Origin of the sequence: Pontiella sulfatireligans (assembly GCF_900890705.1) — a bacterium.
In the GTDB taxonomy this organism is placed as follows: Bacteria; Verrucomicrobiota; Kiritimatiellia; order Kiritimatiellales; family Pontiellaceae; genus Pontiella; species Pontiella sulfatireligans.
This window is the reverse complement of record NZ_CAAHFH010000001.1, coordinates 2,754,108-2,766,478: the sequence shown is the minus strand read 5'-3', so window position 1 is coordinate 2,766,478 and position 12,371 is coordinate 2,754,108. Positions and strand designations below refer to the sequence as shown.

General features: G+C 54.7%; 10 protein-coding genes. 6 read left to right on the top strand and 4 right to left on the bottom strand.

All coding sequences use genetic code 11. The annotated features are described in order from the left end of the window. The first annotated feature begins 37 nt into the window (after window positions 1–37). The gene (locus SCARR_RS09310) at window positions 38–1,531 is read left to right on the top strand and encodes an SDR family oxidoreductase (protein WP_136061316.1); all 1,494 of its coding nucleotides are present in this window, start codon (window positions 38–40) and stop codon (window positions 1,529–1,531) included. A 141-nt stretch (window positions 1,532–1,672) separates the two neighbouring features. Here the strand turns inward: SCARR_RS09310 and lepB are convergent, their stop codons facing one another. Genes lepB through SCARR_RS09295 form a run of 3 tightly spaced genes read right to left on the bottom strand, consistent with a single transcriptional unit; the run spans window position 1,673 to window position 4,064 of the window. Then, the gene (lepB, locus tag SCARR_RS09305; RefSeq protein WP_136061315.1) at window positions 1,673–2,728 is read right to left on the bottom strand and encodes a signal peptidase I; all 1,056 of its coding nucleotides are present in this window, start codon (window positions 2,726–2,728) and stop codon (window positions 1,673–1,675) included. Continuing rightward, a complete protein-coding gene (locus SCARR_RS09300) occupies window positions 2,719–3,483 on the bottom strand; it encodes a M90 family metallopeptidase (protein ID WP_222846239.1) in 765 nt (254 codons plus the stop codon). Before SCARR_RS09300 ends, lepB begins: the two co-directional genes overlap by 10 nt. Continuing rightward, window positions 3,483–4,064, bottom strand: a complete 582-nt coding sequence (locus SCARR_RS09295; RefSeq protein ID WP_168433168.1) for a DUF4136 domain-containing protein — start codon at window positions 4,062–4,064, stop codon at window positions 3,483–3,485. Before SCARR_RS09295 ends, SCARR_RS09300 begins: the two co-directional genes overlap by 1 nt. A gap of 49 nt (window positions 4,065–4,113) precedes the next feature. Here SCARR_RS09295 and SCARR_RS09290 point away from each other — a divergent pair, with 49 nt between their 5' ends. From SCARR_RS09290 to SCARR_RS09275, 5 genes are all read left to right on the top strand, one after another. Continuing rightward, the gene (locus SCARR_RS09290; protein ID WP_136061313.1) at window positions 4,114–5,268 is read left to right on the top strand and encodes an aminoacetone oxidase family FAD-binding enzyme; all 1,155 of its coding nucleotides are present in this window, start codon (window positions 4,114–4,116) and stop codon (window positions 5,266–5,268) included. 85 nt (window positions 5,269–5,353) lie between these two features. Continuing rightward, window positions 5,354–5,776 (top strand): FKBP-type peptidyl-prolyl cis-trans isomerase, encoded by a 423-nt coding sequence (locus tag SCARR_RS09285; RefSeq protein WP_136061311.1) that lies wholly within the window; start codon window positions 5,354–5,356, stop codon window positions 5,774–5,776. Between the two features lie 112 nt (window positions 5,777–5,888). After that, entirely contained in the window at window positions 5,889–6,035 is a 147-nt protein-coding gene (locus SCARR_RS28125) for a hypothetical protein (protein WP_168433167.1), read from the top strand. 264 nt (window positions 6,036–6,299) lie between these two features. Beyond that, a complete protein-coding gene (locus SCARR_RS09280) occupies window positions 6,300–10,220 on the top strand; it encodes a hypothetical protein (RefSeq protein WP_136061309.1) in 3,921 nt (1,306 codons plus the stop codon). Between the two features lie 28 nt (window positions 10,221–10,248). Then, a complete protein-coding gene (locus SCARR_RS09275; protein ID WP_136061307.1) occupies window positions 10,249–10,875 on the top strand; it encodes a PEP-CTERM sorting domain-containing protein in 627 nt (208 codons plus the stop codon). Window positions 10,876–11,177: 302 nt separating this feature from the next. Here the strand turns inward: SCARR_RS09275 and SCARR_RS09270 are convergent, their stop codons facing one another. Continuing rightward, a complete protein-coding gene (locus tag SCARR_RS09270) occupies window positions 11,178–12,248 on the bottom strand; it encodes a DUF481 domain-containing protein (protein WP_136061306.1) in 1,071 nt (356 codons plus the stop codon). Window positions 12,249–12,371: the final 123 nt, after the last annotated feature.

Here is a 12,371-nt window from a genome sequence, read left to right as displayed (position 1 = left end):
CAATGGTTGGATAAAGTGCGGGTAACTGGGATGGAAAATGGTTCAGAGCACCGATGAAATAATATGCACGGACTTGCCGACCTCGCCTGACGGAGGCATGGGCACGGTGCTCGTTGCCGGAGCGACCGGCTATATTGGCGGGCGACTGGTTCCCGAGCTGCTGGCGCGGGGCTACATCTTGCGCGTGATGGTTCGGGTCGCTTCGCCGGAACACGGGGAGCGCTGGCCGGAGGCCGAGGTCGTGGCGGCCGATGCCTTGGAGGAGGATGCGGTTTCCCGGGCATTGGAAGGGATCGACACGGCCTATTATCTGATCCACTCCATGCTCATCGGGCGTCGGCGGTTCGAGGATCTCGACCTGCAGGCCGCACGCAATTTCCGCAAAGCCGCCGAACGCCAAGGCGTGAAGCGCATCATCTATCTCGGCGGGCTGGGCGACACGCGCACCGACCTTTCTACCCATCTCGCCAGCCGGCTGCAGGTGGCGGACGAGTTCATGGCCGGTTCGGTGCCGACCACGATCCTGCGGGCGGCGATCATCATTGGGTCGGGCAGCGCCTCGTATGAAATGATCAACCACCTGGTGCGCAGGATTCCGCTCTTTCTCGTGCCGAACTGGGCCAAGACCAAGTGCCAGCCAATCGGCCTGCGCGATGTGATCAAGTCGCTCGTCGGCGTGCTGGAACTCCCGGAAACAGCGGGGCGCACGTTCGATATTGGCGGATCCGACATCCTGACCTATGCGGCCATGCTGAAGGTCCACGCCGAGCTGCTGGGGAAAAAAAGGCTCTTCATTCCTTCACCGGTATCGAGCATTGGCTTCTATTCCTACATCACCAGCTTGCTGACCCCCGTGCCGGCGGCCATCACCTGGTGCCTGATGGAAAGCGTGACGCATGACGTGGTTTGCCAGGAAAACGACATTGAAAAGCTGATCCCGTTCCGCCGCATCTCCTGCAAGGAGGCGCTGGTGCTGGCGATTTCGCGCGAGGAGCAGGACGCCGTCCGCACGCGATGGTCCGACAGCTATCCGCCGGACTACGAATTGGCCATCAAGCTGCGCGAAATCGACGGCCCGCCGACCTATACCAGCTCTTATTCGCTGGTGACGAGCCAGTCTGCCGAGGCGCTGTTTAAATCCATCACCCACATCGGCGGACGCAACGGCTGGTTCCATAGCACGTTTCTCTGGCGCATCCGCGGGGCGCTCGACCGCTTGCTGATGGGCGTGGGTACGACGCGCGGACGGCGCAGCGCCTCGACCTTGCGCATCAACGACGTGGTCGATTTTTGGCGGGTGGAGGCGATCCAGCAGGGGCGGCAGCTGCTGCTTCGCGCCGAAATGAAGGTGCCCGGCTATGCCTGGCTCGAGTTCCGGGTCGATCCGGTTTCAGGCGACAAGAACCGACTTTCCGTCAACGCCTATTACAAAACCAAGGGGTTGTGGGGCCGTACTTACTGGTACATCTTCCTGCCGTTCCATCACTTTATCTTCGGCGATCTCATCAAGCAGATCGAACGGCGCAGTTAGAGGGGATATGCCGTAGATGGTAATGCCGGAACTTAGGGCGGCTTGTCCGCCCGTAGATCCGGCAATTCCGGTATGGAAGCCGGTCCCACGCTGCTTCGCAGCTGAGTTCCGGCTCTACTGGCATCTCAATCTCTAGCCGCCTTACTCCACTCCTCCAATGCGGGGCAGCGGCCAATAGATGCTTTTCACCTTGCCCACGATGCTCTCTTCGCGGATCGCCCCGAAGTAGCGCCCGTCGAGGCTGCCCCTGAAGCCGGTGTTGTCGCCCACCACGAAATATTCGCCTTGGGCGAGCTTGATGTAGTTGGTGGGGTTGGAGAGCAGTCCGGCGTGCTCATAGCTGAAGTGCTGGAAAATCTCCGGCTCAACGAGCGGCTTTCCGTTGATGAGGATGCTGGGGGGCTCAATGCGGATGCGGTCGCCGGGAACTCCGGCCACTCGTTTGACGTAGGTTGCGCCGGGGTTGACGGCGGGATGCTCGATGCCGTCTGTCAGAAACGCAATAACATCGCCGCGGCGGGGGGGGTGCAAGATATAGGCATATGGATTAACGGCAAGATAGTCTTGGGCGGTGACGGTTCCCGACCAGAGTACATCGCCCTCATCATAGTGCTGCCACATGTTCGTGAAGCTGAAGGCGTAGCTAGGAACGCGGTGTGTTACGTTGCTGATGGAGAACGTGACGTTCTCGCCGTCTAGCCGGGCCGGACCTTCGACCGTGCCCGTGGCCTCCGTTTTGAACTCTTGATAGCTCCGTCCCCGCACCACCCTGTCCCAATAGGTCGTCTGTTCATCGCCTTTCTCTGTGCGCAAGCCCTGCAGCGTGGGCGCCATGCTGTCTGCCGAAACGGATGCGGTTTGGAGCGGTTCAAGGCGTAGGGTGTAGAGCAGCAGGCAGCCTATAACGCCCGCCCAGCCCTTGAACGAAAGTCGTTTGACCGGCCGGTACGATGTTGCAATCATCACCAAATTCAGCACGACGGCCACCAAAGTGCCGGCTAGTCCGGCCTGTATGGACGCGCTGGAAGGTACGAGAATCAGAATGCTGGAGCCGGTCGACATGACGGTGATCACGGCCAGCCATGCGAGGCCGGCGGTTTTGGCTCCCGAAAGGTAGTGGGCGGAACCCGGCAGCAATAGACCGAAAATGATGCCGATCCAGCGGGGATAGACTTCTTTCTTTCTGCTCATGTCCATTGGATGGGATCCACTTTGTAATAGTATTGCAACTCTTCGTAGAGCTCGGGATGCTTGGTTTTCAGTTGCTGCGGCTTTTCAAAAAAGGTTTCCGTGGCGACGGCGAAAAATTCGGCGGGGTTGGTGGCGCCGTAGCGGTCCATCGTGCTTTTCCGGCCTTTGCGGGTTTTATCAACGAGGTCTTTGTATTCATGGCTAAAGACCCGCGCCCAGGCGGAGTAGGCCGAGCGCTCTTCAAGGATCGGCGCGCCGTCAGTTGCTCCGTCTTCCTGATCGAGCTGGTGCGCAAACTCATGGAAGGCGACGTTGTGGCCGTCCTCGAAATTGCGCGCGCCGCCGAGGACGCTGTCCCAGGCCAGCACCACTACGCCGACGGCCCAGGATTCGCCGAGCCGGGCGTCCGCGCCGTTGTCGCCGCCAAACAGGCCCTTTCGGCCGCCTTGGTAGGTGTGCGGGTAGACGAGAATGGTCTTGAGTTTGGGATAGGTCCGCGTCTTGCGCCCAAGCAGGAGCATGCACGCCTGCGCTGCGATGGTGACCTGGATCTCTTCGGTGACCGCCAGTCCGCCGCAGCCTTCGAACCGCTTGTGCGCCAGAAAATCTTTTATGTGCTTAAACAGCTGCCGCTGGTGTTCTTCGGTCAGCTTGCCGACTACGGGCAAGTTGCTCTCCAGTATGGGGCGCCAAGAGCCGGGCGGTGCATCGCGCCGATTCCGGCGCTGCATCCATGAGGGAAGTGCAAATAAGGGAGCCACTATTTTATTGCTGCAGGAAAGTGTTTCATGAGCTCGTGGCAGTAGAGCACAATGCGCTCGGTCTGCTTTTCAAGGGGCTTGGTGCGGTCGATTTTTCCTTTTATGGCGCCTTCCCATACGAGTTCGTCGCTTTTGGCATCGTAGAGCAGCATGGTCAAGGTTCCGATCTCTACGGTATAGGCGTTCAGGCCGGATTCCTGTTCCTTGAGGTTCCACGACTTGTTTTGGGAGTTGAACGAAAAGCCGCTCGTCACCGTAGACTCTTCTGCCGAGGAGGGGCCGGTATATTCTTCGTGCTCTGCCAGCGTAATGTAGTAGGTCGTCTGTACTTCGGCCTCGGTGGTGTCGAGCACCTGCTTGAGGCCGCGTGCAGACAGCTCGTTGTTCAACGATTTTTTAAAGTTTTCGTTGATGTAGAGATGGTGCTCTTTCGTGATTTCTTCGGGGCATTCGACCCATTCGTAGGTTTTGATGGCGGTAAAATCGTAGCCGGGGGTGCTGCTGGAGGTGACTTTCAGGGAACTGCATCCGGTAAGCATGCAGGCCGAGGCAATGATGGCGCAATTGAATGAAGATTTCATGGAGGCTCCTTGTTGGCAATCAATATAGGTTCTGCCAACATGGCTGTCTATGAGTAAAACCGATCTGATCATTATAGGCGGCGGCGCGGCAGGCTTGATGGCCGGATGCGCAGCGGGGGAGCTGGGGTTGAAGGCCTTGGTGCTTGAACGCAAGCATAAGCCGGGGCGCAAACTGCTGATGTGCGGCAATGCGCGCTGCAATTTGACGACGAATATTTCCGAGGACCGCATGCTGCAGATGCTCGGCGATCCGGTCGGGCCGTTCCTTGAACCCGCGATCCGGGCCTTCACGCCCTCGATGCTCCAACGCTGGTTTGCCTCCCACGGTCTGAAGACGGTCGTCAAGACCGGCAACAAGGTCTATCCGCATACCGAGCGCGCCTCCGACGTGCTCAACCTATTCACCGACCAGCTGCGCGACGGCAAGGTGTCGCTGGCTTGCTCGTCGGTGGTTCAGGCATTGGAAAAAACGAAGAACGGGTTCCGCGTCACCACCGGCAACTTTACGGTGGAGGGAAAATATGTGCTCGTGGCCACCGGCGGCGTGAGCTATCCGAAAACCGGCTCCGTCGGCGACGGGCAGGAATGGGCGGCCAAGCTCGGGCATTCCGTCGAACCCTTCCGTCCGGGGCTGGTCGGCTTCGAGGTCGATCCCGAAGTGCTGAAAGGGCGCGTGGGGCAGGTGTATGAAAAGGTAACGGTCGATGTTATGGACGCCGGCCAAAAGGTCGCCGAGACGCGCGGCGTGTATGAAATTGAAAAGTGGGGGATCGGCGGAACCGCCGTCACCGATGCCAGCCGCATTGCCGCGCGCCGCAATCTCAAAAACTATGTCCTGAAGATTAATCTCATGGACGGGAAAACGGAGGAGATCCGTCCGCTGGGCACCCGCTCCATCAAAGAAGCGATGGTGACGGTCGGCGGCGTGGTGCTCGAAGAGATCAACCCCCAGACTTTGGAATCAAAAAAATGCTCCGGCCTCTACTTTGCCGGCGAGGTGCTCGACATTGACGGACCGACCGGCGGCTACAACCTCCAAGCCGCCTTTTCCTCCGCCCGCCTCGCCGTTGCCACCATCGGCAAGCGGTGCGGCAAGAAGGGGTTCCCGCAACAAATGGAGCCAGCTGTACGGAAGCGCTATCCGGATCGCGGAGGCCGAGGACAAAGCTCTGGAAAGCCGGCGAAGCCACGCCGGCGCCGTTGAAACTAGCCGGGTTATGGGTTGCCATCGTGTCTCTAGTCTGTATGGTTCGCTCTTTGTTGATCTGAATTAAAAGAAAGGCAGTACAATGATAGAAAACGGACAGAAAGTTAAAATTCACTACACCGGCACGTTGGACGACGGCAACCAGTTTGACTCGTCAGCAGGCCGTGATCCGCTGGAATTCGAAATGGGCGCCGGCATGGTGATTCCCGGATTTGAAACCGGCGTGAAGGACATGGCTGTGGGCGAGAAGAAATCGATCCACATTCCCGCCACCGAAGCCTATGGCGAGAAGCGCGACGAGATGGTTATGGAATTTGAAAAGAGCCAGCTCCCCGAAGGCCTCGAGCCGAAAGCGGGCATGGGCCTGCAGATGCAGGGCCCGCAAGGACAGCCTGTGCCTGTGCAGATTACAGCGGTGGCGGAAGAAACCATCACCATCGATGCCAACCATCCGCTCGCCGGACAAAACCTGAATTTCGAGCTGGAGCTGGTTGAAGTAAACTAGCGAGGCGCTGTAGGTGGGGGTGGCGACCCCGCCTTCCTGTTGGAAAGCTTCGTTTGCGAAAATCCGGGGTCACCGCCCCCGGCTACAACTTTGCTTAAAACGCATAGCCTAAATGGAAGACGCGATTACCATTCCCTTTTGCGCCCCGGCGCCGAGCGACGTGCTGCCCATGCTGGTTGTGGCGGCCGTGTTTCTGCTGGCCGGCTGGGGGATTAGGCGGAGGAAAAGGAAGCGCGCTTCCAAGCATCCGAAGGAATAAAAAAAGCGGCCTGCGGGCCGCTTTTTTATTTGCCCGGAAAGACCGTAACAAAAACCGGTCGGCTGCATGTCCCGACAAGGTGACGTTGCCAAAAAAGGGAGGCGTTGCAATAGGCAGGAATACCAATCTAGAACCCTTGATTTTTCATGATAAGAACATCTAGTAAAAAATACTAGGATCATATTTATCAGAAAAAATAGGTTGTTGTTTTTCAGAGGAAGGAGTAAATGCGGGTTCGTGGTAAGCAATTTGCGAGGTGGAAGCATGAAGGCTGTAATTCTACTCGCTCCGTTCGTAGTTCTGATGGCTCCATTGGTGGCCGGTGCAACTTTGCCCGTTGAGGGAACCAGCATCGATGTTGTTGACAGCATCTATGAGCTGGAAGCGCTGTTCGTGGAGCAGCAATATCAATGGCTTCCTATCAGCCCGCCATCTGAAGATGTGTACGTCCATTCTGTCAAAACCGCCCTCCCGGTGGACTGGACGAAATTCCCAAAGACATTCACCTCGCAGATGTATGCTGAAATGGATGCGAATGGGTATCCGATCTATAGGGTGTCGGTTTATGAAGACCCATCCGTTTACCCTCGTGAAAGAGTTTTCCTAAACTCGTACGGCACCGAGGTCTACAGGCTCCCTGTCGAGAACTATGACCCCTACAGTTGGCAAACCTTGCATTTCCAATTGGAGGAAGGCGAAGAGCTGGACGAGTTCAACAGGTGGATTTTCGATCCTGCCCATATTGCGGCCGACTTTGCGCTTTTGCCGGAATTATTCTACGCGGATTATGCAGAGACGCAGGAGGCACAAGCTTTAGAATCCATGGCGATAGCTCCGATGGCTATGCTAATGGCCTTGCCTGAATCGCCAACCAATCTCGTGGTGGCGATAAACAGCACCACCAATACCAACTCGGTTGTTGAAATTGAAATCGGATACCCCGAAACATTCACTAACCGGGTGGAAGTGTATGCGACAACAAATCTGACTGAGGGTGAATGGACTATCGTTTCATCGGCCTTGGCCACCACAGGCAGCACGACAGTGGTTTGGGCGGATACGCAAACGAACCTCCAGTTCCGTGCGTACAGGGTTGGTAATGCAGATTTGGACACTGACGGCGATGGACTGGTTGATGCCAGAGAGGTTCTGCTCTACAAGACCGACCGCTTCAGTTCGGACTCCGACGGCGACTTTATGGACGATGCGTGGGAACTGCAATATGCGCTCGATCCCAACGACGACCTGGACATGATTCTCGATCCCGACCACGACATGCTGCCCAATGTCTACGAATGCTATTATGGTTTAAACCCCAACAGCAGCGACAGTTCATCCATCACCAAACTGAGGGTCGATCCCGCCCATGCGGGGAACTCCAACACCTATGCAACCATTCTCGGAGCCTTCAATGCCTCAACCAATTATTCCATCATCGAGATGGCGCCGGGTTTATATATAGGAGGGGCTAATGTTGGCCTGAACTTCCCGAACCATCCGATCATGTTGATGTCGGACAACTGGGGAACGAACCGCACTGTTGAAGTCCGGTCTTCCGGGTTCGCCGCCTTCTTTCTCAGCGAGCGGCAAGATAATCGGACTATTATCCGTGGTCTGAACATTAAGCAGACGCAAGGCTGGCGTTCCATGCAGATGGGGTTCTATCTCGGACATGGCAGTGGTCCGTTTTATGGTGCCGCTCCATATTTCGATGGCGTCAGGGTGGATTTGGGAGACAGCGATTGGAACGTTGGCTTCTACGGACTGGGATCATCGGATAAAACGGTTAGGTTCAACAACTGCATCATCCGGGGAGCGAACGGGGATCACGTGCAGTCGGGCATCTACCTTGTTGATTCCCCGAAGGTGCACGTTGCGAATTGCTCGTTTCTCAATTTCAATTCATCCACCAATATTTCGCACGGCATCCTGTTCGGCACCAGTTCTATAAATCTGGGCAATGCGCCTGCTTCCATCGATGTGCGGATCGAAAACTGTTTCTGGGATCAATCGTTCGCAACCAACAGCAACTATGCCGTTGCCCATGCATCGGATTCCACAGGGCGCTACAGCACGGAAATCCTGTCGGCCATAGTCCCGAACACGGCTTACCTTCTGGATGTGGACAGTGCGGATGGAGTGATTCAAACAAACGGGGTTGCGCTGCGGGATGGTTTGATACTCTCGAACTCGCCCTGCATCAACGCATGCACGACAAGCACGTTGAGCTGGTATGATTTCCACGGCCAGCCACGGGATGCCGCTCCCGACATGGGCGCCGATGAATACAGCCCAGTGTCAACAAACGACTATGATGCCGACGGGCTGACCGACTATGAAGAAGCATTTGAGTACCTCACTTCGATATTCGACTACGATTCCGATGAAGACGGCGTTGGTGATGGGGATGAGGTTTTATGCGGAACCTCGCCGACCAATATCGAAAACTATTGCGTCACCATACTGGGAGAAGTGGACAACCAGACCGGAATGTCCGCGATGATTCGGGCAAGCTATACGCTCGGCATGGCAGGCTGGAGCGCATCAAATTCTACCGTGGTGAGTGACGGACAGTTCCGCTATCCCCATCAGATCATTAATTCGCCGCTTCCTCCCGTGATACAGGTGCTGGTGGATGTCGATGGGGACAATGCATTCGATTGGGGTGAGCCATTTTACACATCCACTCTGGACATAACCAATCACGACAGCGGCATATCGTTCACGCTTTTCGATAACGATGGCGACAACGTCCCGGATGCCGACGAAGTTAGCTGTGGAACCGATCCCAACCACCCGCTGCACTACTGTGTCAGCTTGCAGGGAACGGTCACGAACCTCTCATCGTTGACCGGAACCGTCTATGCCGCTGCCGTCTTGATGGACTTCTCCATACCTCCGACACCGTGGGACATTGTACAGGGGAAGGTTGAGAAGACGGTCTTGCAGCAAGTCGTCGTGACCAACGGTACTTTTCTGATTGATCCCGTGGTGGTCGACCAGCGCACCTCGAACGAAGTATGGAGCCTCTGGCTGGAGCTGTACCAGGACATTGCCACCAACGGGGCGCTGGACTTTTTCGAGCCGATGACGCAGCTGGTCGTCTCCGTCACCAACCACACGATGGACTACGACCTGGAGCTGCCGATGTCCATCTATGACGGGGATTACGACCGGATCCCCGACTGGTGGGAATATTTGAATGGTCTTTCCTACACGAATGCGGCCGATGCTTTTGCAGACCCGGACGGCGACTGGATCGACAACCTGTGGGAATACAAGCTGGGAACCGACCTCTACGCCTACAACACCAACAACTATGCCTTCGCCGATGCCATGCGGGCGGTTGATACCCGGCTGATCGGCAAGAGCCCGAGCAATTCCATCGAAATTCTTTCCACATATGACAACACGACCCCGGAATATATCCGCAACACCAATTGCTGGGCGGCGGACATCGATCTAACCATGTGCAGTCCGTGGAATAGTTTTGATTCTTATAAGCGAGCCGGAACATTAATCAGCCCAAGGCATGCGTTGTTTGTAAATCATATATTTGCCCTGCCGCCCGGTGGATTCTTTAATGTGCCCCCCGGAGAAACGCTTCGTTTTGTGGATGCTACAAACGGGGTTTATATCGCAACCATCGAGTCAATACATAACATAGACACTAACCATGCTGACCTCACCGTTGCAGTACTATCTCAGGACGTGCCGACTAATCGGTTTAGTTTTGTAAAGATTTTACCCGACAACTACACCAATTATCTTGGGCAAGTGAATATCCATGTGCCGGGATTATGCTTGGATCAGAAGGAAAGGGCTTTGATCCATGATTTATATAGCGTTAGATCGATCACTGCAACAAACATAAGCTTTATTGCTGGAGATTGCTCCTACTCTCTTCCCATTTACGGCAGTAGAACAAATTACTATGATTCGAGTATAGATGGTTTGGGTGGGCCTGGAATGCGGAAATTCGATTCAGGTAATCCCGGATTCATAATCTTAAACCACGAACCCATTCTAACAACACTGTGGGTATATCCTCACGGGGGCTCTGGAACCTCCATTGTGAACTTCAAGGGTGAGATCAATGATGTCATGAGCCTTACGGGTTATACTCTATCAACAATTGATTTGTCAGATCTTGGATATCAGGAAATACCTGAGAGTTTGAGGTAGGCTTGTCTCCAACGAAAGAAGGATAGTCATGACAACGAAAATATACATGCATGTGACAACGGTTAGTTTGTTTGTGATCTGCGTCGCTTACGCAAAAGCCGATGTAATCACTAACAATGCGGCTTTTATTCCATCCAGTCCGTCGTCGGTTCTACTCGTTGCTCCAACACCCAATCGGCAGACAGGTTTAGGCGTTCAGATTGGCGATTTAGGTGCAGGTAATTATGAGTTTAGTGCAGGCTTGATTGCATTTAATTATCATATTTTTTTATCAAGCCCTGGCGTTGAGTTCACACCTTCCTCAGCCGAAGACTGGGAGAACGCACTCGACACAGGTTTTAACACAGTAACTTTTTCAATGAATGAAACAAAATATTTTTCATGTTGGGCTGATATGTTTGGTTCACCTAAGCCAGATGAGCCGGATAGTAGCGATGATTACGGCTGGGTAAGTTTAACGTATACAGGAACGGGACTTGCCATATCTGATAGTGCGACAGCAACAAGCGGGGGAATAATAGTAGGCACAGACACACAAATTCCCGAACCCTCCAGCGTGCTGCTAATAACGATTGGTTCCGGAGGTATTCTCTTCTATCGACGCGCCAAACGCCGTCAGCAGGAACAGCACATTAGTCGGCGTTCTTTTCGTTAATGTTCAACAGGAATCACTATGCGCTGTCATGCTCGGCAACGAACAGGAAAACTGTGGGATTCCATGTCCGTGGCTGCCGACGAAGACGGCTTCGGTGATGGGATTGCATGCGACACGTCGCCGATTGTTTCATCATGCTGGGTGAAGTGGATAGTCGGGGCGTCTGTCTTCCCTGCAAATGGTGCCAGTTTTTATACTGCCTTCAGAATGGTTTCAGCCTAAACCTTCGTAGGTGCGACGTCCTCGTCGCATCTACGAACATCATAAAACCGATAGGAAGACGGTATTATTCGTGACTCGCTCTAGAATTTGTAGAGCAGGCTGGTGAGCAATGCCTTGTCGTAGTAGCTCTTGTCGTCGTAGTTGACCTCGGTGTCGCGGTCGAGGCGGTATTCAAGGCGCAGGAACAAGTCGTTGATCAGCTTGTTTTCCAGGCCGCTGGTAAAGACGAAGTGATAGTTTTCCAGGTTGCCTAGGTGGGTGTATTTCTGGAAGAGGGTCAGCGATTTGATCAGCTGCCAGCGGATGGACTCGTCTAGCACAAATTTCCCTTCGGCGTTGGAATACTGGTCTTCGTCCCGCTCGTAGGCGTGGTAGCCGCCGCCAGCTGATGTGGTAAAGGTAAAGTTGGGCGGGTTATTGATCCATTTAACGCCGATTTCAGCGGTCTGCAGGAATTCGCCGTCGATGCCTCGGCGGTAGTCGCGTTGGAAAAGGGAATTCGAGCTGAGGAAATATTTCGGCGTAAAGTGGTGCTTAAAATTCTGCTTAACGTTGTAGAAGTCGTCGATTTTTCGCACGTCGGATTTGCTGTAGCGGTAGGCCCAGTCCCAGCGCAGGTTGTTTTTTTCGCCCTTCCATCCAATATTGCCGTAGACTCGGTATGAGTTGAATGTTTCTTCCTTTTCAACCAGATTGCCACCCTGTCGTCGCAAGGTGTTGGATTCGCGCACGGCGACCTGCATTCCGGCCTGTCCCGACCATTTGCTCTTTTGTGGTTTTGGCTTCGGGTTTTTTGTGGCGAACCCTTCGGCTTTGGGCATGTTTTTCGCAACCTGCGGCTGTTCAACCGGGGCCTCGGGCTTATCGACAGCGGCTGGAACTATGGCTGTCTCAGGATTTACAGCGACTTCGGCGGGCGGAGCGGGGTCAACGGCGATCGCCTCGTTCCCTGTGCGGACTTCGGCAATGTCCCGCATATTCAGGCCTACAGAGCCAAAGGCCGGCGATTTAAAATGAATGAGCGTATCGCCCTGCTTGAGGATTTTCCCCGTCAGTACGTCGCCGTTTTTGAATACAATGGTATCCTGCGCAAAGCCGCACGCGGCGGCGCATAGAAGGGGGAAGATCAGCTGGATCAGTTTTTTTTGCATGTTTATTGGTTCATTTATTCGTAATTGGCGAAAAAGCTATAGGTTTGGTTGCGGCGGGTCAATCATGCCAGACCAAAAAAAACGCCCTTGTTCAGAGGACGTTTTAAATCATGAATTTATGAC